At 60.0% G+C, this 22,598-nt stretch carries 23 protein-coding genes; 13 read left to right on the plus strand and 10 right to left on the minus strand.

All coding sequences use genetic code 11. From position 1 onward, the window contains the following. Positions 1-63 precede the first annotated feature (63 nt). Positions 64-975 (plus strand): SDR family oxidoreductase, encoded by a 912-nt coding sequence (locus tag QRN36_RS24865; protein WP_285426463.1) that lies wholly within the window; start codon positions 64-66, stop codon positions 973-975. A gap of 178 nt (positions 976-1,153) precedes the next feature. Further along, on the plus strand, positions 1,154-1,678 hold the full coding sequence (locus QRN36_RS24870) for a hypothetical protein (RefSeq protein ID WP_285426464.1): 525 nt from the start codon (positions 1,154-1,156) through the stop codon (positions 1,676-1,678). A gap of 45 nt (positions 1,679-1,723) precedes the next feature. Here the strand turns inward: QRN36_RS24870 and QRN36_RS24875 are convergent, their stop codons facing one another. Together QRN36_RS24875 and QRN36_RS24880 are read right to left on the minus strand one after the other, a co-directional pair. Next, entirely contained in the window at positions 1,724-2,119 is a 396-nt protein-coding gene (locus tag QRN36_RS24875) for a hypothetical protein (protein WP_285426465.1), read from the minus strand. A 585-nt stretch (positions 2,120-2,704) separates the two neighbouring features. Then, on the minus strand, positions 2,705-3,316 hold the full coding sequence (locus QRN36_RS24880) for a hypothetical protein (protein WP_285426466.1): 612 nt from the start codon (positions 3,314-3,316) through the stop codon (positions 2,705-2,707). Positions 3,317-3,337: 21 nt separating this feature from the next. Here QRN36_RS24880 and QRN36_RS24885 point away from each other — a divergent pair, with 21 nt between their 5' ends. Further along, entirely contained in the window at positions 3,338-6,223 is a 2,886-nt protein-coding gene (locus QRN36_RS24885) for a DUF6543 domain-containing protein (RefSeq protein WP_285426467.1), read from the plus strand. 47 nt (positions 6,224-6,270) lie between these two features. Here QRN36_RS24885 and QRN36_RS24890 read toward each other — a convergent pair whose 3' ends face one another. Next, entirely contained in the window at positions 6,271-7,074 is an 804-nt protein-coding gene (locus QRN36_RS24890; protein ID WP_285426468.1) for a SirB1 family protein, read from the minus strand. A 207-nt stretch (positions 7,075-7,281) separates the two neighbouring features. On the opposite strand from QRN36_RS24890, the gene QRN36_RS24895 reads away from it, so the two are divergent. The 4 genes from QRN36_RS24895 to QRN36_RS24910 all read left to right on the plus strand — a co-directional run bounded on the left by QRN36_RS24895 (position 7,282) and on the right by QRN36_RS24910 (position 11,640). After that, positions 7,282-8,304 carry a Glu/Leu/Phe/Val dehydrogenase dimerization domain-containing protein gene (locus tag QRN36_RS24895; RefSeq protein ID WP_285426469.1) on the plus strand — a complete coding sequence of 341 codons (1,023 nt, stop codon included), beginning with the start codon at positions 7,282-7,284 and terminating at the stop codon, positions 8,302-8,304. A 104-nt stretch (positions 8,305-8,408) separates the two neighbouring features. After that, positions 8,409-9,509: a pyruvate dehydrogenase (acetyl-transferring) E1 component subunit alpha gene (gene pdhA, locus QRN36_RS24900; protein WP_285426470.1), complete on the plus strand. Its 1,101-nt coding sequence runs from the start codon at positions 8,409-8,411 to the stop codon at positions 9,507-9,509. 7 nt (positions 9,510-9,516) lie between these two features. Then, on the plus strand, positions 9,517-10,515 hold the full coding sequence (locus QRN36_RS24905) for an alpha-ketoacid dehydrogenase subunit beta (RefSeq protein WP_285426513.1): 999 nt from the start codon (positions 9,517-9,519) through the stop codon (positions 10,513-10,515). An 18-nt stretch (positions 10,516-10,533) separates the two neighbouring features. Continuing rightward, the gene (locus QRN36_RS24910) at positions 10,534-11,640 is read left to right on the plus strand and encodes a dihydrolipoamide acetyltransferase family protein (protein WP_285426471.1); all 1,107 of its coding nucleotides are present in this window, start codon (positions 10,534-10,536) and stop codon (positions 11,638-11,640) included. A gap of 95 nt (positions 11,641-11,735) precedes the next feature. Here the strand turns inward: QRN36_RS24910 and QRN36_RS24915 are convergent, their stop codons facing one another. Next, entirely contained in the window at positions 11,736-12,002 is a 267-nt protein-coding gene (locus QRN36_RS24915) for a YebG family protein (RefSeq protein ID WP_285426472.1), read from the minus strand. A gap of 393 nt (positions 12,003-12,395) precedes the next feature. Between QRN36_RS24915 and QRN36_RS24920 the strand changes: the two genes are divergently transcribed. After that, positions 12,396-12,884: a phosphate-starvation-inducible protein PsiE gene (locus tag QRN36_RS24920; RefSeq protein ID WP_081565590.1), complete on the plus strand. Its 489-nt coding sequence runs from the start codon at positions 12,396-12,398 to the stop codon at positions 12,882-12,884. Positions 12,885-12,981: 97 nt separating this feature from the next. Here QRN36_RS24920 and QRN36_RS24925 read toward each other — a convergent pair whose 3' ends face one another. The 6 genes from QRN36_RS24925 to QRN36_RS24950 all read right to left on the minus strand — a co-directional run bounded on the left by QRN36_RS24925 (position 12,982) and on the right by QRN36_RS24950 (position 18,418). After that, positions 12,982-13,311: a DUF3509 domain-containing protein gene (locus tag QRN36_RS24925; RefSeq protein ID WP_285426473.1), complete on the minus strand. Its 330-nt coding sequence runs from the start codon at positions 13,309-13,311 to the stop codon at positions 12,982-12,984. A gap of 51 nt (positions 13,312-13,362) precedes the next feature. Then, the gene (locus QRN36_RS24930) at positions 13,363-13,611 is read right to left on the minus strand and encodes a hypothetical protein (RefSeq protein WP_285426474.1); all 249 of its coding nucleotides are present in this window, start codon (positions 13,609-13,611) and stop codon (positions 13,363-13,365) included. A 207-nt stretch (positions 13,612-13,818) separates the two neighbouring features. Continuing rightward, positions 13,819-14,238: an HPF/RaiA family ribosome-associated protein gene (locus tag QRN36_RS24935; RefSeq protein ID WP_285426475.1), complete on the minus strand. Its 420-nt coding sequence runs from the start codon at positions 14,236-14,238 to the stop codon at positions 13,819-13,821. Between the two features lie 221 nt (positions 14,239-14,459). Then, positions 14,460-16,817 carry a TonB-dependent Fe(3+) dicitrate receptor FecA gene (gene fecA, locus QRN36_RS24940; RefSeq protein WP_285426476.1) on the minus strand — a complete coding sequence of 786 codons (2,358 nt, stop codon included), beginning with the start codon at positions 16,815-16,817 and terminating at the stop codon, positions 14,460-14,462. A 111-nt stretch (positions 16,818-16,928) separates the two neighbouring features. Beyond that, the gene (locus QRN36_RS24945) at positions 16,929-17,882 is read right to left on the minus strand and encodes a FecR domain-containing protein (protein ID WP_285426477.1); all 954 of its coding nucleotides are present in this window, start codon (positions 17,880-17,882) and stop codon (positions 16,929-16,931) included. 32 nt (positions 17,883-17,914) lie between these two features. Next, complete coding sequence (locus QRN36_RS24950; protein WP_285426478.1) at positions 17,915-18,418, minus strand: sigma-70 family RNA polymerase sigma factor; 504 nt, start codon at positions 18,416-18,418, stop codon at positions 17,915-17,917. Positions 18,419-18,610: 192 nt separating this feature from the next. On the opposite strand from QRN36_RS24950, the gene QRN36_RS24955 reads away from it, so the two are divergent. Genes QRN36_RS24955 through QRN36_RS24975 form a run of 5 tightly spaced genes read left to right on the plus strand, consistent with a single transcriptional unit; the run spans position 18,611 to position 22,526 of the window. After that, on the plus strand, positions 18,611-18,955 hold the full coding sequence (locus QRN36_RS24955) for a DUF3649 domain-containing protein (protein ID WP_285426479.1): 345 nt from the start codon (positions 18,611-18,613) through the stop codon (positions 18,953-18,955). After that, entirely contained in the window at positions 18,952-20,583 is a 1,632-nt protein-coding gene (locus QRN36_RS24960; protein WP_285426480.1) for a PepSY-associated TM helix domain-containing protein, read from the plus strand. Before QRN36_RS24955 ends, QRN36_RS24960 begins: the two co-directional genes overlap by 4 nt. Continuing rightward, positions 20,583-20,915 (plus strand): DUF3325 domain-containing protein, encoded by a 333-nt coding sequence (locus QRN36_RS24965; protein ID WP_285426481.1) that lies wholly within the window; start codon positions 20,583-20,585, stop codon positions 20,913-20,915. The genes QRN36_RS24960 and QRN36_RS24965 overlap by 1 nt, the downstream gene beginning before the upstream one ends. A 7-nt stretch (positions 20,916-20,922) precedes the next feature. After that, positions 20,923-21,528: an RNA polymerase sigma factor gene (locus tag QRN36_RS24970; RefSeq protein WP_285426482.1), complete on the plus strand. Its 606-nt coding sequence runs from the start codon at positions 20,923-20,925 to the stop codon at positions 21,526-21,528. Then, entirely contained in the window at positions 21,528-22,526 is a 999-nt protein-coding gene (locus QRN36_RS24975; RefSeq protein ID WP_285426483.1) for a FecR family protein, read from the plus strand. The genes QRN36_RS24970 and QRN36_RS24975 overlap by 1 nt, the downstream gene beginning before the upstream one ends. The last annotated feature ends 72 nt before the right edge of the window (positions 22,527-22,598 follow it).

Below are 22,598 nucleotides of genomic sequence, written 5' to 3' on the forward strand. Positions count from 1 at the left end.
TTCTGCTGTCCAGCGCCTGTCTGGACGGCACACTGTGAACGGCACCATCCTCGGGAGAGCACTATGAGTGAGACCGTACGTTTTGATGACAAGGTCGTGATCGTCACGGGCGCAGGCGGGGGGCTTGGTCGGGCACATGCATTGCAGTTCGCTCGCCACGGCGCGCGAGTCGTCGTCAACGATCTCGGCGGGTCTGCCCACGGGGAAGGGGCGAGCGCCTCGGCGGCGGATCGGGTCGTGGCGGAAATTCGCGAGCAGGGCGGCCAGGCCGTGGCCAACCATGATTCGGTCACCGATGGCGACAAGATCGTACAGAACGCGCTGGACGCTTTCGGCCGAATCGACGTGGTGGTCAACAACGCAGGGATTCTGCGTGACAAAAGTTTCGCGAAAATGGAAGACGCCGATTGGGATCTGGTTTATCGCGTCCACGTCGAAGGGGCCTACAAAGTAACGCGCGCTGCCTGGCCGCATCTTCGGGAGCAGAACTACGGTCGGGTGATCTTCACGTCTTCCACTTCGGGTATCTACGGCAATTTCGGCCAGTCCAATTACGGCATGGCCAAGCTGGGACTTTACGGCCTGACCCGCACACTCGCCATCGAGGGGCGCAAGAACAACATCCTGGTCAACGCCATCGCCCCCACCGGCGGCACCCGGATGACCGAGGGTTTGATTCCCGCGAGCGTTTTCGAATTGCTCAAGCCGGAGCTGGTCAGCCCGCTGGTGGTGTATCTGGGCAGTGAGCAATGCCAGGATACCGCTGGATTGTACGAAGTCGGTGGCGGCTGGATCGGCAAAGTCCGCTGGGAACGTAGCCTGGGCGCTGGCTTCGATCCACGCGCTGGCTTCACCCCGGATGACGTCGCCGCCCAATGGCAAACCATCAGCGACTTCGGGGACGCGGTCCACCCGGGCGACAATGTGGAAGCCTTGAAGGAAATGATGGCCAACCTGCAAAAGTTTCCGGGCTGAGGGCGTTGTCTGACTGAGGAACTGCCGGTCCGAGGTCGGATTGGCAGTTTTTTGTAGGAGAGTTATTTGAAGGATTGTAGGACCTATCTATTTTCCCTCAATGTCAGGTTTGTGGGCTCAAGGAGCGTAGCGACTTCCCGATAGGACGAAAGTAATCCTATCTGCCGTGGAGGTGGCCATGCTTCAAAATTTCTCAATAATCCGTGAGCGGCTCAGTAATTATGTCGTAGTGCCGGACAGAAAATTTTTGACTGACTCTGGAGCGTCCGCTGAGGAGGAAAGTATCAGTCAAAAGGTCCGTCAATACTGGGCCGATGAGACGGTGTCAAACGCCCAGAAACTCAAAGGCCTTAATCTGGATATCTCGGGTTTTGACCCGCGCAACACAACCAATCGAGAGCTTAGGGAAATCGGAAGTGTGCTCGTGGGGCTGGGCATTATTGATTATGGAACGTCGGGTTGGTTGTCAGGTATTGATCTTGAGTTCGATGCGCAGGGTAATGAGATAGGTCTGGATAACCCAGTTGATATGTATGATTACTTCGAGCGGCAATTAACATTTCTGAGCGGCTGTATTACCGAGGGGCGTAGCTTTGCCAACGATACGTTAACCAAACTCAAAACGGTTATGTCGGTGACGCAGGCGCTGGATGAGCGCGCCAAGCGACCGCCGCCCAGAGCCTTGGTCAACATCCGTGCCTAGCCGCATAAGGGCCTGAACCCCTGGGAATTCAGGCCTTTGTGTGCGTTACAGTGGCAGCGAGAAGCTGCCACGATAGCCCACGGGCGCGTTGCCGTTGCGGTTATTCAGAATGACGCGAAAGCTGCCTGCGCCCCAGTTGGCCGAAGGGTCGTAGGCATTACTCGCCACTACGACCCAACGCCCACCCTGGAGACGTTCGACCGTGACAGGCTGCACAGATCCCTGCTGAGTTCGGACGGTCAGGTGGTGCATTGTTGTTCCGCATTTGACGGTGTAACTGTGGATCACTTTGTATTCGCCCGGTGCGGCGACTCCCGGCGACATCTGGCTGCTGTATTTGTAGCATTGAACAGCCTGAGCCCCGGGTGCAGCAGTGGCTGAGTGGGACACCTGGGCCATGCCCAGCGCCAGCATCAAGGCGATTACGTTTTTACTTTTCATATAAACTCCATTAGTCATATCCATTGATTACCGTTGCGCGGATCAGAGAATCCGAAACGCTTCGATGACTAACGTTTAAACAGATGGTCGCGTAGGACTGCAGCTAATAATGCCGTAGGACAGGTCTGAGTATTTCAACGGGCTGCGTATCACTGCCAACAACCCTCAGCTGAGAAAAACCTGCTGCGTTGAACATATTCAAAGCAAAAAAAAGCCGCTGCAGCGGCAGCGGCTAAACAAGACGTTAGATCCAGGAGCTGAACAATCGAACGTCGATGATACTAAGCGAGCTCGTATCCCGCATAAACATAAGCAGGAAAACAGTGACGCTGAGTCGATGGCGTAATAATGAAGATTGGCGGGTAAAATAAACATACCTGTTTAAGACAAGCACCTTTACGGACGAGGTAACAATGCGTTCTTGCGAAACCCTTGAAGGGTGCGGGTTGAGGATCTTTCTGTCACGGCGTTGGTGTAGCGTCGCACTGTTTGTGTCAGCACGTGGGGCTGCAATAAATATTTAATTATCCCTGTCGTGACACGCCAATGACGTTTGATGGAGCCTCATTTTGCTGCTCGTTCGTTTCACCGCCGTGGCTGGATGCCTGGCGGGGCGAGCAGCCTACCTTGGAGCTTCAAATGAACGACCTCTCTTATAAACCTGCTCAAACAGCGAACCTGCACGCCAGCACTTTGGGTGACGTGACTGGCCAACTGGCAAAACTCGCAGGCGCCTCGGCGTGCTGCATTGATCTGATGAACAATTCGCCCTCGCTTCGGGCTGTGGCTTTCGACCTTCTGCAAGGCTTTTTGCCTCGCGGTACGCGGATTTCCAACCCCGACAGCATCTTTTTGAACAGCGCCACCGATAGCGGCGTGAAGTCTCTGTCGCTCACTGACGCGCTGCTTCACGCGATGATTCATGGTCATGCCTTTCTCGAAGAACCAGACCTTCAGTTTTATCAGCGGCACGATTCGGTCGCCGATCTTTACAGGTTTTCCTCTGATGAAACGAAGCGCATCACCAGCGCCGTGCGTCAGCTTGTGGACGTGTTGCCGGCACGCTTCGAAGGGCAGATCCACGCCTTCTGGAACGCCCAGCACGTCAGGCCAGATGACGCTTCGCGAACGGCGAAACGTCGAGAAATCATCAGTGATCAGCAGACCCTGGCCTTGCGGTGCGAGGCGCAGATTCACTGCGCGACTCAAGCCATCACGTTGAGCGAAAAAGAACATGTCCTCCAGGCATTGGACGACGAGGTGCCGCAAGGTGGTTTTTCGATCAACCTTTTGACCGACGAGGGCCATACCTGGGAATTACCGCTGATTGCCATCGAGCAGCCTGCGTCCGGCGAAGACGCATCGGCCGTGTTTCTGCTGATCCCGGGCAAAGGCATGGAGCGGATAGACTCGCTCAGCGTACTCACCGAAACATTGAGCCACCGACTCGCAGGCCCTTCGCGCGATGAGCATCTGTTCGGCTGCCTGCCTGCGCCGCTGCGACAGCAAGTCGAACAGGGAGTCGCGCTCCAGGGGACGTTTCATACCGTGCCGCTGGGTGAACCCATTCTGCGCCGGCAGATGGACGTCTTGCTGAACAGGCAGGTCCATGATTTCAACTACCTGCTCACCCAAGCGCGCAATGACGCACAGCTCTCGGTGTTCCTCGATCGCATGGAGCACGTGCAGCCTGCTGTCGCCCTGAGCGATGCACTGGGCTACCGCGTGAAAGCACTGACGGTGCAGGCGAACGAAAGCTTCAGGCCGGGCTGGTTCACATACGCTGACCCGGCACATCGCGAGGAATACTTGCTGTTGGAGGCCGAACACCAGAAGCGTCGCGAGGCCGTCGACAGCATGTTTGCAGGCCTCGAGTCCCTGGAAACGTTCGGACTGAAGCAAATCGATACGTATGTCCTGGAGCGCCTGGGTTACAGCGTCGATCCTCGTCAGGTCATAGTCAGCGTGCCGGATGAAGTCGCGCTCAAGAGTGGAACGATCAGCACGCGTTACAAGAAGTCGTTGTTCGATTTCGCCATTTCCGGGCTTCCATTCGCTTCTCAGGATGGCATCGTCGAGTTGCCGGCGGGCAAGTCCAACCCGCTGTTTGACTTCGGATTCGTCGTCGATCTGGTCACTCAAGTCGACGTTCAGCGTCGCTATGCGCAGATGCTCAGGGACCGCTATTCCCAAGCGAGCGTTCAGCGCGCATTGGTTCACATGCGCGACAGTGCTCTGGCGTTGAGCGTCTGTGGCGCCGTGATGCAAGGGCATCTGCGTGATGCGCGCAGCGAAGAATGGGTGAGAGGCGTGCGCGCAGACGTGACACTCACTCAAGCGCCGCTCAGGATGGGCAGTCTTTCGCTGGCCGCCACCGGCACACGATTCAAGGATGCGATCGTGTTCTGCGACGGCCTGGGGAGTGACGCACACTTTGTCTTGTATGCACCGGGCGCGCCTGCGGGCAAAGATCTGTTCGAAGGTTCCTGGCAGCAGATTGCCAACGAAGTCGGCGGGTGGACCGCAACCGAGGCGGGCAGGCGTTACGTGACCGATCAGGTCGCCGAACACAATGGCAACGATCCTGAATCCTTCATGCAAGCCATCCAGCTCAAACCCAGTCTCTGGAGCAGCGAAAGTGTTTCGTTCCAGGCTCTGGCTGTACAGCCTTACGAACTGAACCTGCTGAGTTTGATCAGCCACAAGGTCGATCGCGCCCTGAATCAGCAGGACGCTGACGTTCTGGGACTCAGGAATGAAACCGCCTTCGCCAACCGTCGCACGCTGGCGTTTATCGATGCGCGTCTGGAATGGCTGGACAGGGAGTTCAGAGGTTCGATCCGAGGCCTGCTGTCATACAAGGATTTCGTTGTTCGCGAAACCCGAGCCGCTTTCGATGAGTACTTGCAAGCTGACGGCATCAATGACTCGATCGACCCGGACACGCTGTACTTCGATGTCCACAATACGGCTTATACCGACTCGCCTGACTTCAGTGAGTACACCCATCTGCGTACGCTCACCAGCCTGATGGCGGAGGGCTATTCCGATCAATACGCCTACAGACCGACAGCGCCGATGTATTCATCTGTAGGGCAAAACCCGTTGGACTGGCCGCTGTATTTCGTTCAGTTCGTCGATCAGCAACTCAGGAAGGCCAACCTGGGCGCGCGCTATATCGACTACCTCAAAAGCGACTTTCTGAACGCCAGCCATCCTCAATACGCACATCGTCGCGCGCTGATGGGCATGCGCACGCAGTTTCAGATGCGCCGCGCCGCCATTTCTCATTTCCTCGACGGCTCATTGAACCAACAGCAATATCGTTGGCTGGTCGACATGATCGTCGGGCTGGATGAAGACGTGCTGGCGAGCGATGTGTTGCTCAGGGAGCGTAATCTAGGCCGCGCGATGTCTCCCTTCCGCGTCGCCGGTCACATTGTCCAGGGCGTGTATATCTTCAGGGATTTCAACTCCGACGATCCCCAATTCAAGTTGCTCTACACCCCTGACGCACCGGATGGCGTGTCGTTCCGGCCTGTCACCGATTACCTTCAGTTGCTCGAATCCCATGAGATGCGCAGTTATTACTATCACCGGGTTTCCTACAAGGGCCAACCCAGCGTCGGCACGCTCTACGAGCAGATGGCACGAGGGCTCAAGCGTGACCCGGAGTCGATCAAGGTCCTTCAGCCGATGGTGTCTGCCGATGACGTCATCACCGATGTGTACAAGCTGTACGACACGATGTTGGGGCGCATGATCTTCGACGTGGATGCCCAGACCACCAGCACCGCAGAGCAATGGGCGGAGGTGCTGTACACGGTCGTGAGATGGACCGGCACCATTCTTCTGTTGCCCTTTCCACTGGCGGGCATCGCCTGGGGCGTGGTGACAAGCGGCGTCAGTTTCTTTCGTGGCGCAATTGCCTACAGCTACGGCGATCGTGCGACCGCGTTGCCGTATCTGGTCTTTGCGGTGAGTGGCCTTCTGCTGGCTGGCGATGGGGTCCGGGCGTTGAGCCAGGGCACCCAGACTATCCTCAAAAGCATCGGGCTCAAGGCCGTCACCTCAAGCATGGCCCGGGGCGGCTTGATCATTTGATGGTTTGGTCACCGCGCGTGGCTTTTCCCACGCGCTTGCAAGACGCTTCAGTGAACGATCCGATCGCCGGGCAGTTGGCCAAGACGCTGAGTCAGCCGCACCCGTTGTACCGGATCATCACTTAACAGCAACGCATACTCCAGGTCGAAACGCTCGGCCTGGGGGCATTCAAGATTCTGGTACAGGCTGGCGCGAGCGAGGTAATCGCTGGTGTTGGCCTGACCCAGCTCCATCACGCGATTGGCATCCTTGAGCGAGGCGATCAGGTCGTCGTTGATCTGGTGCAGATGCCGCAGGTTGCGCGACAGCCGCTGAAGCATCGCCACCGGCGTCGCCGTGACCATGTGCTCGGCGCGCAGCGGCATGTCTGGCCCGAACTGGCGCAACAGCAACTCTCTGCAATCCTTGGGATAAAGCCGTCTGCCGCCGCACGGATCGAGCGTGTGATCGGCACCCGGCACACGCAACAGAAAGTGCCCAGGGAAGTTGACCCCTTCCAGCGGAATCTCGAGCCTTCGGGCAATCTCCAGTGCAATCAGTGCAAGCCCCAATGGCTGACCTCGGCGGCGTTCGATGATCTTGTGCAACAACGCCGCCTGGGGTTTGGGCTGAGCGGCATCGTCCAGCTGAAAACCATACGTGGCGAGCTGTCGCAACAGCGGCTGCGCCAGCTCCGAAGAGGGCAGCATGGGCAGTGCCGCGCTGACATTGCGTTCAAGCACGGACAGTTGCTCGCGCGTCTGCTCCAGATCAAAGGTTGCATCGTGCTCAACGGATATCCACATCGCCGCTTCGAACGTCGCCGGTGGCGTACGTTGCAGGCAGGCGATGCACAACTGGCGAGGATTCATCGACTTCTCCGGCCGGATCAGGCGTCCGAAATCTGGTTCTTGAATGCTCGTTGTAGCCTTGGTGGCGGGCTTCGTCCAGTGTTGTTTGCCCGTCGGTGCTTCAAGGATCGCCGGTCAGACTGGTCGTCTGGATATGCCGCACCTGACCATCGTTTTTTCTGGCAGCGCCTATACTCGCCAATACAAAAAAGAACGGGAGCACGGCCTATGTTCGCTCTCATGCAAAGCTCACGCGTGCAGTCGTTGCACCTGATCGTCGATCCGCGCACCAGCCTCAAAGCGGTGATCGCCATTCACAGCAGCCGGAAGGGGCCGGCGCTGGGAGGCTGTCGTTATCTCGCCTATCCAAATGAAGAGAGCGCGATTGAGGATGCCATTCAACTGGCGAGGAACATGAGCTACAAGGCTGTGCTCGCCGGGCTTTCTCTGGGCGGCGGAACGGCGGTCATCATGCGACCTGCCCACGTTCCCGATCGCGCGGCGCTCTTCGAAGCCTTCGGTCGCTTCATTCAGACACTCGATGGTCGCTACATCACGGCCATGGACAGCGGGACGTCCAGCGAAGACATGGACTGCATCGCCCAATATACCCAGCACGTGACCAGCACCACCGAGGTCGGCGATCCTTCCGCGCACACCGCGCTTGGCCTGTACGCCGGCATCCGCACCACCGCAATGGCGCGACTGGGCAGCGATAACCTGGAAGGCCTGCGCGTGGCGATTCAGGGGCTGGGGCATGTCGGCTATGCACTTGCCGAGCAACTGCACGCCGCTGGGGCCGAATTGCTGGTCGCCGACCTGGACAGCGGCAAGGTGCAACTGGCCATGGAACAGCTGGGCGCCAAACCGATCGCCAGCGAAGCGCTGCTCAGCACGCCGTGCGACATCCTCGCGCCTTGCGGCCTTGGCGGCGTCCTCAACAGCCACAGCGTCACCAAACTGCGCTGCGCCGCCGTGGCCGGGGGCGCCAACAATCAACTGAGTTGCCCCGCCATTGCCGATCAACTGGAGGCGCGGGGCATCCTCTATGCACCCGATTATGTGATCAATTCCGGCGGCCTTATTTACGTCGCCCTTCAGCATCAGGGAGAACAGCCAGGCACCATCACTGCGCACCTGTCGCAGATAGGAACAAGGCTGACTGAAGTATTTGCCCACGCCCAGGCCGAGAAGCGCTCACCCGCGCGGGTTGCCGATGCGTTGGCAGAACGCCTGTTGAACCTCGAATAAGCGCCTCACCGGAGCTGTTCGAACCAAGCTCGCGACCACAAGTGGCGAGTGTTGACCATCACGCGTGCATCGCCATGGCGCCGCCGCGTGCTCAGGAGTGTGCAATGTCCAATAACAAGATCGAGCTTGCGTACACCCGTTATCTGTCCCCCGACGGTCGCCTGACCGGAGAACTTCCCCCTTGGGCCGATGACTTCAACCTTCTCACGCGTCTCTATCGGCAGATGGTCCTGACCCGGCTCTTCGACCAGAAAGCCGTTGCCCTGCAACGCACCGGACGCATCGGCACCTACGCCCCGACCCTGGGCCAGGAAGCGATCGGCGTGGCGATCGGCAGCCTGATGCACCCGGAAGACGTGCTGATTCCCTACTACCGCGACACCGCCGTGCAGTTGATGCGCGGGGTGCGCATGGAAGAGATTCTTTTGTACTGGGGCGGAGACGAACGCGGTAGCGACTATGCCGAACCCTCGGTGGCGCAGGACTTCCCGCTCTGCGTGCCGATTGCGACACAAGCGCTGCATGCCTGCGGCGTCGCCAGTGCATTCAAGATTCGCGGCGAGCATCGAGTGGCCGTCACCACGTGTGGCGACGGCGCAACCAGCAAAGGTGATTTCCTGGAGGCGCTGAACGTCGCTGGCGCATGGCAATTGCCGGTGGTGTTCGTGATCAATAACAACCAATGGGCGATTTCAGTCCCGCGTCGGATTCAGTGCGGCGCGCCCACGCTGGCGCAAAAGGCCATTGGCGCCGGCTTTCATGGCGAACAGGTAGATGGCAACGACATGCTGGCCGTTTACGACCGGATGCAGATTGCGCTGGAGCGGGCTCGCAAAGGCAAAGGGCCAGTGTTGCTGGAGTGCCTGAGTTATCGGCTGGGTGATCACACCACCGCGGACGACGCCACCCGCTACCGCGCCGCGGAGGAAGTGAAGCAGGCGTGGCAGGAAGAGCCGATCAAACGCCTGCAGTCATTCATGGCCAGTCAGGGCGTCTGGGACGAAGGCCGGGAGCAGGCGCTGATCGCCGAATGCCAGGGCCTGGTTCAGCAGTCTGTGGATAACTTCGACCGCGCAGGAAATCAACCGGCCGAATCGGTCATCGATCATGTCTACGCACGGTGGCCTGCGCCTCTGGCGGATCAGCGTGAATGGTTTCTGGAGCGCGTGGCGCGTCGTAATGGAGGGGCTGATCATGGCGAATGACAATGCGATGGACGAAAAGCCCTCAGACAAAAAACTGAGCCTGCTGGAAGCCGTGAACCTGGCGATGCATCGCGCCATGAGCGAAGACGAGAACGTCGTCGTGCTCGGCGAGGATGTTGGGGTCAACGGCGGCGTGTTCCGAGCCACGCAAGGGCTGCGCGAGAGTTTCGGATTCAAGCGCGTGATCGATTCACCCCTCGCTGAAACCATGTTGGGCGGATTGGCGGTCGGCATGGCGGCGCAAGGGCTCAAATCGGTGGTCGAGATTCAATTCATGGGGTTTATCTATGCCGCCATGGAGCATCTTGTGTCCCACGCCGCGCGCATGCGCAATCGCACGCGCGGTCGACTCAATTGCCCGATGGTGATGCGCTCGCCCATGGGTGCGGGCATTCGCGCGCCCGAACATCACAGCGAAAGCACCGAAGCGATGTTCGCCCATGTACCGGGCTTGCGGGTGGTCATTCCGTCCTCCCCGGCACGAGCCTATGGCCTGCTGCTGGCGGCCATCGACGATCCCGACCCGGTGATTTTCCTTGAGCCGACAAGGCTCTACCGCATGAACCCGCAAACGCTTGTCGACGACGGTAAACGCCTGCCGCTGGACACTTGTTTCACTCTGCGGGAGGGCAGCGACATCACGTTGATCAGTTGGGGCGCAAGCGTCCATGAAACCCTGCAGGCCGCCAGCGCCTTGGCTGAGCAAGGCATCGGGGCCGAGGTGATCGATGTGGCATGCGTGAAGCCGCTGGACCTGGACACCCTCGAAGCGTCGGTGCGGAAAACCGGGCGCTGCGTAATCGTTCACGAAGCGCCGCGCTCCGGCGGGCTGGGCGCAGACATCGCAGCAGGGCTCTACGAGCGGGTTTTTCTCGACCTGCAAGCGCCGATTCAACGGGTCACCGCGCCTGATATTCCGCCGCCGTTGTATCGCCTGGAGCAGCTGTATATCCCCAGCGTCGAGGACATTCTCATGGCATGCGACAGCGCGCTGAACTTCGCCTGACAGCCCAGGAGGCTTGCGATGAAATATTTCAAATTGCCCGATCTGGGCGAAGGTCTTCAGGAAGCGGAAATCGTCGAATGGCACGTCAAGGCAGGAGACACCGTCAAAGCCGATCAATTGGTGGTTTCCGTGGAAACGGCCAAGGCCATCGTCGACATCCCCGCGCCATATGACGGTGTCGTGGCAAAAGTGTACGGGGGCGATGGCGATATCCTGCATGTCGGTGAACCGCTGATGGCCTTCGAGGGCGAAGGTGATGCGGGCACGGTGGTCGGGCGGCTGGAAGGCGGTGGCAGCAGTCATGAAGACGCGTTTTACGTAGGCGCTGCGCCCTCTACCCGTGAGCACATGTCCACCCGCGCGACGCCTGCCGTTCGCCAGCTGGCGCGGCAACTGGGCGTGGACCTTGCCGCATTGAGCGGGTCGGGCAGCGATGGGCTGATTACCCGCGCGGATGTCGAAAGTGCTTCGCAGGCGGAGCGGGACAAATTCGGCGGCGAAAAGCTGCGTGGCGTGCGTCGCAGCATGGCGCTGAACATGGCCAGATCCCACGCGCAGGTCGTGCCGGTCACGATCTTCGGCGATGCCGATCTGCATCGCTGGGGCTCGGCGCGTGATCCATTGATCCGCATTGGCAAGGCGATGGCGGCGGCCTGCAAGGTTGAGCCGGTATTGAACAGTTGGTTCGACGGCAAGTCGCTGTCGATCAAACACCACGACAGCCTTGATCTGGGTATCGCCGTGGACACGCCCGATGGCTTGTTCGTGCCGGTGTTGCGCGATGTCGGTAATCGTCAGCCAGCGGATCTGAAGGAGGGCTTGAGTCGACTGCGAGCCGACGTCAAGGCACGTTCGATTCCCGCGAAAGAAATGATGGGAGCGACCATCACGCTGTCGAACTTCGGCACGTTGTTTGGACGCTACGCGAACCCGGTCGTGGTGCCGCCGCAAGTGGCGATCATTGGCGCAGGCGGGATTCGTGAGGAACCGGTGGCCGTGCAAGGGCAGGTTGTCGTGCATCCGGTGCTGCCGCTGTCATTGACCTTCGATCATCGCGCGGTGACCGGCGGTGAAGCGGCGCGGTTCTTCAAAGCGCTGGTCGAAGCGCTGGAAAAACCGGAGTAAAACTCGAAAGAGCGGCACGTCGGCACTGGGCGGCGTAGCTTCGCCAGTGCCGGCTGACCGGATGACCGAGGAAATGGCTGGCGCCTGTTTTCCCGTCAGTCTTCACTTGCCGGGGCTTCACCCAGCTCGCTCAATGCGCTTGCATTGTTCTTGAATGCCGCTGCAAAAATCGCTCGGTTTTTCGCCATATAGATGCTCGCATCTTCCGCATGCTTCTCAGAAAGCCCTGGCACGTTCTTCATCAGAACGTCGGTCAGCAGCTCTGCAAGCTCCAGCATTTGATCATGGGCATCAGCGAGTTTGCGGTCCACGAACGTAGTCTCCAAATCGCGGGTACTGCGGTAAAGGGTTTCAACAGCCATTTTGGCCTCGTCGTTTGTCCAGTGTTGTAAAAGGAAGCATGTGCTCGGCGCTTCATGCTGGCCAACAGGTACAGCGCAACCGCTGGCATCAAGCCCTTGTATCGCGTGCCAGGCGGGTTTGGCACATCGCGAAAGGCTCTCAGGCTCCGCTACGGACCTGTGCCTTCACGAATTCGGTCTGTCTCGGATACTGTGTTTTTATACAGTGCGCAGCATAAGGGAATCGACGCGGCTTGGGTAGTGGCAATTCATACGTAATTTCCGGTCCATGGATGTGCCTTGCGACATCCGGTCACGTTCTCAACCATAGCCGATGGCCTCTTTAATGCTTGGCAATCTATGCGTCACGAACGCGCGGCATCATCCGTTCCGGATCACTCAAGGAAGTTCATCGTGAAAATCAACTGGGCCGAATCTCTCCGTCAGCACGTACACAGCTGCGCCGAGTCACTGGGCAATCTGTTCGTCGAGACCTTCCATTACCTGGCGCTGTTCGCCATCGGGGCGGTGACTGCCTGGGCGGCGGTCATGGCATTTCTGGGCATGCTGGAAAAAGGCCACATCACGGTCGATGACATCCTGCTGCTGTTCATCTACCTGGAATTGGGCGCGATGGTGGGGATCTATTTCAAGACCAACCACATGCCCGTTCGCTTCCTGATCTATGTAGCAATCACGGCGCTGACTCGGCTGTTGATTTCTGATGTGTCGCACCATGCGCCGCCGGATCTGGGCGTCGTGTACCTGAGCGGGGCAATCCTGCTGCTGGCGTTTGCGATTCTGGTGGTGCGCTATGCGTCGTCGCAATTTCCGTCGGTGAAAGTGCCGGACCCGCATGGCAAGACCAAAGGTGCGGTGATCGAGGAGAAGGGCGAGATTTGATGCCGTCACGACGGACAGCGGTCGGAGGTCTGCGAAGCAGGAGGCGGGGAATGAAGACCGCCTCCGTCAGATTCGCATCATGCTGGTGAGACCCGGATCAGATACCCACATTCAACTGAGGGCGGTTGAGGAAATGATTGCGTGACGGGGGCGGTGCCAGTTGCTTGAGGTCGCCGTCGGTCATTGCAGCCAGGATCTTGATTGCGCTGTGACCCTGTTCGATCGCGATGCCGAACTGCACGCTTTCGATCAAGCGACGCAGACGCTTGGGTGAATTTCGTTGTTCGGGGCTGATCAAGCGTTTGGCGACCACACCGGACTCGTTGGAGAGCGTCAGCATGATGGTGCCGTCGAGGCCCTGGATACTCAGATTGACCCGGTAGTCCGGGTGGAACGCATCAGTGATCTGTTGAAACGGATTGTCCATAGCCTGTTACCTGTTTATCGATCTGCATAAATTGACTGGGGGGCTGTCCCTTTAGTTCTCGAAGCCGATCAACGGTAGAAAATTCCTGCCTTGGCCGTTATCGCTGAAGTAACGGTTTTTCCAGAAGTAATCCGCTGAAGCGCCCTCGGTTTGAGCGAGTGTGCTGCCCGTCGAGCCTGAGGGGGCGAGGGTTGCGTTGGTTTGTAAGCTCGACGATACGAAGCTTGCATGGTTTGGGCCAGTTGCTTGAAACAGCGCAAGGCGCGTGTAATGAACCCATTCAGCGTCGAATGTGGGCATCGGACTGTCGCTTTTAATTAATGATTAAGTAATAGCCCAATGCCTGCTGATAACTTTTCAAGCACCATTTGTGCACGTTGCGCCTGTTTTGTGTGCGCGATTGCCGAACTCGACGGGTTATTTTTTTGTAATAAAAAAGCGGACCTGCTTTCACAGGTCCGCTCTTTCAATTCGACCTGAGCGTCCGTCGATGGACGGACGAATTGTTCAGCCGTGCAATGCCTCGTCTTTTTCCAGAAATTCTTCCTGCAACAGGGCGTCAGGGTTGTCCGAGTCTTCATTTCGCGTAGCGCCTGCGGAGGAAACACCGCCTCGTTTGCTGCGCAGTTTGCCGAACAGATGCTCCAGTGCGTGATCGAGTTTCACCGCTGCGCCGTCAACGGCCTGGTCCAGCGAATCGGCCTTGTGGGTCACGGAAATGGGTTGGTGTCCTTTGGGCCGGGCCTCCATCTGACAGCGAATGTCATGCGGGCCGGGCTTGTCGCCGTTCTCATCGCGGATGTGAACTTCAACGCGGGTGAGATCTTCATCGTAGCGGTCGAGCGTGCTTTCAACGGTGGTTCGTACCCACTCCTCCAGTCGGATGCTGCTTTCGATGTGGTTATCGCTGTTGACCTGGATTTGCATAGTTCTTCCCTTACTTTGGCTTGCTCGGGAGAGTCTCGACGAAGGTGGATTTTCGTCTGCCCTCACTCACAGTGTTGGCGCCTGTGGATGAACAATTCAACCCCCCAAACGAAAGAAATATTTCATTGCAGAATCGACTTTTCAGATGTCGCGGCAGATGCTACGAGAGCACGATCAATGATCTGATCCCGTAGCAATTAGCGGAAGTTGGCAGCGAATTGTCAGAAAGACACCGAAGTTTGTACGTATAAAGTGCGGGGCTCGCCGACGTATTTCCCCTTGTTGTTGTCCTCGAACGATCGCGTGAAGTATTCGTGATTAAGCATGTTTTTCACGCCGACCGCCACGTTGAGGTCCGACATCTGCGGACCGAAATCGTATGAGGCACGACTTCCAAACACCATATAACCGGGTATCCGACCGTTGCTGCCATCCGCGCTTTCAGTGGACGTGTTGGCGTTGTCAGCGAACTGGCTGCTTTGATAGGCGCTGTCCAGATTCAACTTCCACGGACCTTCTGTGTAACCGATGCCCAGCGTGCCCTTGTGACGTGACGAAAACGGCACACGATTGCCCTTGTTCGGCCCATCTTCGCGGATGGTTGCATCGACATACGCGTAGGTGGCGTATACATCGAAGCCCGAAAGCAGCGGGCTCAGACCGTCCAGTGCGTAATTGATGCTGGTCTCGATGCCTTGATGGCGCGTCTCACCTCTCGCGATCACCGTATCGTTGGTCTGGTTGCTCTCATACTGGTTGTCGAAATTGATGAGGAACGCGCCGATTTCCGCCCGCAGGTTGCCGTTGTCATAGCGGGTGCCCAGTTCCCAGGTACGGGCTTTTTCCGGTTTCACCTCACCGCCGGTGACCCGGTTCGGCATCTGGGCATACTGAACGGAACCGTACGACCCCTCTGTGTTGGCGTAGAGGTTCCAGTTGTCCGTCAGGTGGTAGAGCACATTCAGAGCGGGCAGGGCGGTGTTGTAATCACCCTGATATTTGACGTGCGTCAGGTTGTTGTTCTGCGCTGAGTCGATCATCTCGTAGCGGATGCCCGGTGTGAGCGTCCATCGGCCGATGTCGATGCGGTCATCGATGAAGAAGGCGTGTGCTTCCGTTGAGCCTCGGGTATCCCGATCATTGGTGCTGTCCGTATTTGGCAGCAGGTTCAGCGACACATTCTCTCGGTAGCGCAGTTCGTGGCCTGCCTCGTTGATGTAGCGATACCCGACGCCGACCTCGTGCTGAGTCGGGCCCAGGCCGAAGCCTTGGGAGAACCGCGTTTCAAGGCCACGCACCCAATACTCGCGCGGTGACAGCGAGACGAAGGAGCCTTGATCGAGATAGCCGCTGCGCAGGGTCTTGGTGAAGAAACTGTTGACGGTAAACTCGCGTGCGTCTTCCTGATAGCGGTAGCCGAGGTTGAACAGGGTGCGACGTCCCCAGAACTTGTCCTTCAGTCGTGTCGACTGGTAAGGGTCGTCGTCGTAGTCGGCCGCGCTCAGGCCGCCGGGCATGTCGGCCTCGCCCTCGTAATATTGCGCTTCGGCGTTGAGGCTGTTGGCGTCGTCGATCTGGTACTTGCCCTTGAGAATCAAATCGTCGATTTGAGTATCGCTGTGCTCGCGCCAGTCGCCGCCGCGGACTCCAGAATAGAGAATCGCGCCGCCCAGGCCGTTGGCGCCGGTGCCACCGGCAAGCAGGTTGCCGGTGGTCTTGAAACCGTCATGGCTGGACGACGGGCTGGTTTCGGTCTGGACACCGCCCTTCAGGGTCGCGGTTTCGGGGATCGCGCGGGTGACGAAGTTGACGATGCCGCCGACGTTCTGCGGGCCGTAGCGCACAGCGCCGCCGCCGCGTACCACGTCCACCGCGTCCATGTTGCCCATGCTGACCGGCGCGAACGACAGTTGTGGCTGCCCGTAAGGGGCGAACGGCACTGGAATGCCGTCCATCAGCACCGTCGACCGCGCCGCAAGGCGCGGATTCAGGCCCCGAATGCCGAAGTTCAGCGCCATGTCGTGGCTGCCAGTGCCGTTGTTCTCCGGAGCGTTCACGCCGGGAATGCGATTGAGCACTTCACGCGCGGACGTCGCGCCGACACGCTCGAATTCCTCGCGACGGATCACATCCCGCGCGCCTGGATGTTCGAATACGTTGACCTGCCTGGCCTCAGCGAGCCAGTCGCCGACCACGCTCGATGCGCCCAGCTCAATCATGCCACCCGCCTGAGCGGACGCCTGAGGTTGCAGGGTGAAGCCGCCTTGCCCGTCGCTTATCGCCTGCAGCCCGGTGCCGTCCAGCAGGCGCACCAACGCCTGCTCGTCGGTGTAGCTGCCCTCCAGTCCCCGCGTGCTGAGCCCGCTGGTCATGCTGGAACCGTAGGAAATCAGAACACCTGCTTCACGGCCGAACTGGTTGAGCGCGGTTTCCAGTTCGCTGGGCGCAATGTGCCAGGTCTTCGCGGGTGCGTCGCCCGCCCATGCCAGTGAACCTGCGCTGATCGAGAGGCCTGCGCCGAAGAGAACGTGGCGCAGTGCGCGCGTGAGAGGCGTCGGGGAAAGCGAGCTGGATGACATGCAGGAGTCCTTTGAGAAGACGGATAAAGGGTGCTTTTCCTGTCTGTCACGCGAGCCTTGAAAAACAGCTCACCGAATATGAAAAAAATTTGGAAATCGCTGCGGGCTCGCTCAGGCCCTGCGCTCGACGTTCACCCAGTAACGGGTGAAGCGCTGCACTTTCACGGGGAGCGCGATTTCCAGCATGTCCAGAATCCGCTCGCTGTCCTTGAGCGGATAGCTGCCCGAAATCAGCAGGTCGGCGACATTCGGGTCGCAGTTCAGACGACCGCGCCGGTAGCGGCCCAGCTCGGCGAGGAAGTCGCTCAAGCGCATGTGCGAGGCGACCAGCATGCCGTCGGCCCAGGCGCCGCTGCCGGTGTCGACCGCACGTAATGCGTCCCACCGCTCCCCTGTGAATACGACCTGCTGCGCCGCTTTCACCTGCAGCGGCGCGGTCTTGGCAGCGAGCGGGGTCAGCTCGATGCTGCCGGCGAACACGGCCAATTGGGTGCGACCGCTCAGTTGCCTCACGTTGAAACGCGTGCCGCTGTCGATGATGCGCAGACGGCCCTCAGCGGTCAGCAGATTCAACGGGCGTGCATCTGCCGCTGCCGTCATCAGCATTTCACCCGTGAGCAGCCTGATCAGGCGCAGATCGTTATCGAATCGGACATCCAGGGCTGAATCGGTGTTGAGCCGTACCTGACTGCCGTCAGCCAGCGCCACGTTACGTTGCTCACCCACGCCGCTGCGGTAATCGGCGAGCAGCGGCGGCAGATCCAGCGGGTTGCGCAAGCCCCAGGCCGCCACAGACCCCGCGCCCAGCAACAGCAAGAGTTTCAGCGCCTGACGACGACTGTGGGTCGGCGCATTGATCGCGGCGTGGGCCAAAGGTGATGAAAGCCCGTTCAGGCGCTGATTGACCCGCTGGATGTGAGCCCAGGCCCGTTGATGGTCGCTGTGGCTGTTCAACCACGACTGCCAGGCTTGCTGGCGTGCCGAATCCAGGCTGCCGCTTTGCATCTCCATCAGCCAGTTGACCGCTTGCTCTGCAACCTGCGGGGAGATGTCGGGGCGATTCATCGAGTCCGCGCCCAGCCCGCTGTGTTGCGCGCTCACAGGGCGAAATAGCAGCGCATCGCTGCTTTTGTGAGGTGGCGCTTGACCGTTGCGACGGAAATTTTCAGCCGCGCGGCGATTTCGCCATGGGTGAGGCCGTCGACCTGAGCCAGCAAAAAGGCACGTTTGGCCAACGATGGCAGGCCATCGAGCAGTTGATCAAGCTCGACGAGGGTTTCCAGGATGATCGCCCGATCTTCCTCAGACGGCGCAAGCGCCTCCGGCAACTCGGCAAGCGCTTGAAGATAGGCCCGTTCCAGTTCCTGACGCCGGAAGTGGTTGCACAGCACGCGTCTGGCGACGGTGGTCAGGAACGCGCGAGGCTCGATCAGTTTCGGTGTTTCTCTGGCCAGCAAGACTTTGACGAACGTGTCCTGCGCCAGATCCGCCGCACTGTGCGGACACCCCAGGCGACGCCGCAACCAGCCTGTCAGCCAGCTGTGATGAGCGCCGTACAGACCTTCTACGGTTTGGTTGAGGGAGGGATGGGCGGTGGACATGTGTGGATGTAACCCGCGGATGCGCCAGAAATGCGGGCGATTCTGTCAGAGTCTTTTGCGTATGAGAATATTTATCATTAATATTGCGTTCTTTTCCCGACGCCCGATGACCATGACCTTCTTTCGCCTTATTTGCGCCGCGCGTTTGCCGATGCCGTTGCGCACTGACTGTTTCTTCGCGGGCGCTCGCCGATGAGTGCCGCACAGGCAGGCGCGCCAACCGCAGAAGGACGCGCACGCAAGAGGTCGCGGGCCGGCGTGTCGGTGCGCTGGCGAATGTCGGTGGCGTCTCGCGTTGTCGCAGCGTTGATCGGCGGCTACCTGCTGACGGCGCTGGCGAGTATCTGTCTGGCGCGGTTTCTTCCGCTGGTTCGTGCTGAAGCCGTGGTGCTGGCGATGACAGTGTCTTTCCTGGTTTATCTGCCCGCCGTGCTCTGGTGCTTTGCGTGCCGCTCTGCCTGGCGAGCATGGTTCGGCCTGCTGTTGCCGAGCGCCGCGCTGGCAGCGCTGTACGCGGTCTCAAGGTGGCTGTTGTGAAGGAAGGCTTCCGGCAGGCGATGGCCTGGCTGCACACCTGGGCGGGACTGACGTTCGGCTGGTTGCTCTTCGCCATTTTCCTGACCGGCACGCTGTCGTATTTCAAAGAGGAAATCACCCAGTGGACGCAGCCTGAAATCGTGCCTCATCAGGTTTCCGCTGCCGCCAGCGTCGATCGAGCGCAGCAATGGCTGCAACAGAATGCCGGCGATGCGCGTCGCTGGTTCATCAATCTGCCGGACGAGCGCACGCCGGAGCTCGCCGTGAGCTGGACCAACGCCAAGGGCCGGTTCGAGCGCAAGTCGCTCGATTCGCTGAGCGGCGTGCCGGTGCAGGCGCGCGAAAGCAGCGGCGGAGAGTTTTTCTATCGCTTCCACTTCCAGCTGCAAATGCCCTACCCGTGGGGACGCTGGCTGGCCTCGCTGGCGGCGATGGTGATGTTCGTCGCCCTGGTCAGCGGGATCATCACCCACAAGAAAATCTTCAAGGAGTTCTTCACGTTTCGGCCCCGCAAAGGCCAGCGCACCTGGCTCGACGGTCATAATGCGGTTGCGGTGCTGGTGCTGCCCTTTCACCTGATGATCACCTACAGCAGTCTGGTCATCTTCATGACCATGATCATGCCGCTGAGTATTCTCACGACGTACGGCAAGGACACTCAGACGTTCTTCGACGATCTGTTTCCGGCCTTCAAATCCGCGCCTGCAGCGGGGACTCAGGCCACGCTCGCGCCGCTGAGCCCGTTGCTCGAAGTCGCACGCGAAAAGTGGCCAAACGAGCGGGTGGGGCTGGTGACCGTGAACAATCCGGGCGACGCCGGCGCATCGGTGACCCTCACGGCCAGTGGCGCTGATCACATTGCCCATCAGCCAGGGACAGCATTGACCTTCGACGGCGTGACCGGCGAATTGAAGAATGAGACCCGCATGAGCGCTGCTTCGCTGTTGCTGGCGGGCGGGCTTTACGGGCTGCACATGGGGCACTTTGCCGGACCGTTTTTGCGCTGGCTGTATTTCCTGTGTGGCATCGGCGGCACAGCGATGATCGGCACCGGGCTGGTGATCTGGCTGGGCAAACGGCGGCTCAAACACGCAAGGTCCGATGTTATCCCGTTCGAACTGCGCCTGGTCGAGATGCTCAACATCGCCAGTATGTCCGGGCTGATGCTGGCGATCGTGAGTTTCTTCTGGGCGAACCGGCTGTTGCCAGTGGGGCTTGCCGGGCGCAGCGACTGGGAGGTGAAAACGTTCTTCTGCGTCTGGGGGCTGGCGTTGCTGCACGCCCTGGCGCGCGTCTTTTTGCGCGACGGCCGGACGGCATGGCGCGAACAGTTGACCCTGGCGGCGCTGTTGTTCTGCAGCCTGCCGGTGCTGGACGCGGTGACCGCAGGCAGCTATCTGCGGCTTTCGTTGGAGCAAGGCCGTTGGGTGTTGCCGGGCGTGGACCTGACAGCGCTGGCCACCGGACTGTTCATGGCGTGGGGCGCCCTCAGGTTTCGGGGGGACGGCAAGGCCGCGCTCGCTGTCCGGCCCGGCCCGACGCCCTCCACCGGCGAGCGGTCATCGCCGGACGCACCGGCTGATCGCGTCATCGCGACCCACACACCCGTCGTGCAGGAGCCGCGCTGATGTTGCTGGTGACGCTGCTCTGTTATGTCGGCTTTGCGGCCTTGTCCCTTTCCATGCCGCGCCATTACGCCGACCTGGCAGGCGGCACGCTGTCGACTGCGCGCGGCAGGTCGCTCAAAGTGCTCGGCGGGTGCGCGTTGTTGGTGTCTCTGATCGTGGCGCTGAGGCTGCAAAGCACGGGCTTTGCTCTGGTGCATTGGTTCGCCGCGCTGATGGGCAGCGCGGTTTCACTGGTTTTCCTGATGTCCTACTGGCCAAGGCAGGCCTTGTGGCTGGCGGGGATCGTGGCGTTTGTCAGCCCGATCGTTGCCTTCATTCAACTGCTGGCCTGAGTCCATCATGATCGACCTCACTCCGCCGAATCCGAATCCGGCCTCGCCTGACAATGATCAGGACGGGCCGAAGACTGCACGCGCGCATTTTCTCAAAGTGTTTTTGTCCCAGCGCCCGCAGATGGAGGCGCTGGTCAGTCGGCGTGTCGGCTGCCGGGCGACGGCGGCGGATCTGGTACAGGACCTGTTCGTGCGGTTCTGGCGCAGGCCGCTGGTGCAGGTCGAGGAACTCAACACGTATCTGCTGCGATGCGCAGGCAACATCGCCATCGACCATCTGCGCAACGAAGGCACGCGGGCGCGGTTGAGCGAAGAGCTGATGCCGGACGCACAGGAGGCCCGCGCCGACGAGCCGCAGGCCGCGCTGGAAGCCAGCAATGATCTGCGTCATATCGAAGCGGCGCTGCGCGGATTGCCCGAAAAGACCCGGCAGATTTTCCTGCTCAATCGCATTCACGGGCGCAAGTACGGCGAGATCGCGAAAGCCATGGGGCTTTCGCAAAGCGCAGTGGAAAAACATATGATGCGCGCCTTGCAAGCCTGCAAGGCAAGCCTGGATCAGGACGCCGGACGGGCTGCTCCCGCTCGTGCGAAGTCCGAGGACGCACGTTGATGAAAGCGCCTGTGGACTCGATCCGGATGATGACCCCTGAACAACACGCTGCCGCGCTGAACTGGCTGAGTCTGCTGCACGATGAGCCGACGGCTGACGATCAGGCGCGTTTCAGCCGCTGGCTGCAAGCTGATCCGGCCCATGCCGAGGCCTACGCGCAGGCTCAGGTGCTATGGGAATTGAGCGAAGAACCGGCGGCTCGTCTGGCGGCTGAAGACGCTGCCGCGCTCGATGCGCTGCTCAAGGCCATGGATGATGCGCCGCGCCAACGCGCGCTGCCACGCTGGGGCGCAGCCTTGGCGATGGCGGCGTGTCTGGTGCTCATGGTGGGCGTTGGTCTGGGCTGGAAACCGCAGCGATGGGTCGAGGATTTCGGCGCCGATTACGTGTCTGCTCCCGGTCAGGTGCGCACGGTGACGCTGGCGGATCAATCGCAGGTGACGCTGGATGCCGACAGCGCGATTGCCGTGCATTTCAGCCACGGGGAGCGGCATGTCGAACTGCGCCGTGGTGCGGCGTTCTTTCAGGTCGCGCACACCGGAGAGCCGTTCGTGGTCGAGGGCGGTCAGGGTGAAACCCGAGTGCTCGGCACGCAATTCGAAGTGCGCCTGCAGCCGGTGGGCGCTCAGGTCACGGTGCTGTCGGGCCGGGTGGGTGTGAAAGCGGGCGCGCAGTTGCCGCAACAGGTTCTCACGGCCGGCCAACAGGTCGATTATGACCTTGCCCGGACCAGCGAGCCCCGAGCGGTGGACAGTGAAAATCAGCTGGCGTGGCGTCAGGGCTGGCTCAACTACTACCGCACGCCGCTGGCCGATGTCATCGATGATTTGAGTCGCTATTACCCGGGCCGCATCGTCGTGCTCAACGATGAACTGGCCGCGAAGACAGTCAGCGGCAGTTTCCCCAGCAAAGACCCGCAAGCCGTGCTGGCCGCGCTGAAATCGGTCATCGGTTTCGAGCAGTACGAAGCCTTGGGACGGGTGATCGTGATCCGCTGATCAGCAAGGGTCGGTCCAGTCGGGACGTCCGACGAATCATGCTCGCCCGCCATCGGGCGGCAAACGTGATCG

This window comes from Pseudomonas sp. efr-133-TYG-103a (genome assembly GCF_030209235.1).
GTDB lineage: Bacteria > Pseudomonadota > Gammaproteobacteria > Pseudomonadales > Pseudomonadaceae > Aquipseudomonas.

Coding starts and splice junctions, on each gene's coding strand:
- QRN36_RS24865 (WP_285426463.1), top strand. CDS start 64: ATGAGTGAGACCGTACGTTTTGATGACAAGGTCGTGATCGTCACGGGC.
- QRN36_RS24870 (WP_285426464.1), top strand. CDS start 1,154: ATGCTTCAAAATTTCTCAATAATCCGTGAGCGGCTCAGTAATTATGTC.
- QRN36_RS24875 (WP_285426465.1), bottom strand. CDS start 2,119: ATGAAAAGTAAAAACGTAATCGCCTTGATGCTGGCGCTGGGCATGGCC.
- QRN36_RS24890 (WP_285426468.1), bottom strand. CDS start 7,074: ATGAATCCTCGCCAGTTGTGCATCGCCTGCCTGCAACGTACGCCACCG.
- QRN36_RS24895 (WP_285426469.1), top strand. CDS start 7,282: ATGTTCGCTCTCATGCAAAGCTCACGCGTGCAGTCGTTGCACCTGATC.
- pdhA (WP_285426470.1), top strand. CDS start 8,409: ATGTCCAATAACAAGATCGAGCTTGCGTACACCCGTTATCTGTCCCCC.
- QRN36_RS24905 (WP_285426513.1), top strand. CDS start 9,517: ATGGACGAAAAGCCCTCAGACAAAAAACTGAGCCTGCTGGAAGCCGTG.
- QRN36_RS24910 (WP_285426471.1), top strand. CDS start 10,534: ATGAAATATTTCAAATTGCCCGATCTGGGCGAAGGTCTTCAGGAAGCG.
- QRN36_RS24915 (WP_285426472.1), bottom strand. CDS start 12,002: ATGGCTGTTGAAACCCTTTACCGCAGTACCCGCGATTTGGAGACTACG.
- QRN36_RS24925 (WP_285426473.1), bottom strand. CDS start 13,311: ATGGACAATCCGTTTCAACAGATCACTGATGCGTTCCACCCGGACTAC.
- QRN36_RS24930 (WP_285426474.1), bottom strand. CDS start 13,611: ATGCCCACATTCGACGCTGAATGGGTTCATTACACGCGCCTTGCGCTG.
- QRN36_RS24935 (WP_285426475.1), bottom strand. CDS start 14,238: ATGCAAATCCAGGTCAACAGCGATAACCACATCGAAAGCAGCATCCGA.
- fecA (WP_285426476.1), bottom strand. CDS start 16,817: ATGTCATCCAGCTCGCTTTCCCCGACGCCTCTCACGCGCGCACTGCGC.
- QRN36_RS24945 (WP_285426477.1), bottom strand. CDS start 17,882: ATGAATCGCCCCGACATCTCCCCGCAGGTTGCAGAGCAAGCGGTCAAC.
- QRN36_RS24950 (WP_285426478.1), bottom strand. CDS start 18,418: ATGTCCACCGCCCATCCCTCCCTCAACCAAACCGTAGAAGGTCTGTAC.
- QRN36_RS24955 (WP_285426479.1), top strand. CDS start 18,611: ATGAGTGCCGCACAGGCAGGCGCGCCAACCGCAGAAGGACGCGCACGC.
- QRN36_RS24965 (WP_285426481.1), top strand. CDS start 20,583: ATGTTGCTGGTGACGCTGCTCTGTTATGTCGGCTTTGCGGCCTTGTCC.
- QRN36_RS24970 (WP_285426482.1), top strand. CDS start 20,923: ATGATCGACCTCACTCCGCCGAATCCGAATCCGGCCTCGCCTGACAAT.
- QRN36_RS24975 (WP_285426483.1), top strand. CDS start 21,528: ATGAAAGCGCCTGTGGACTCGATCCGGATGATGACCCCTGAACAACAC.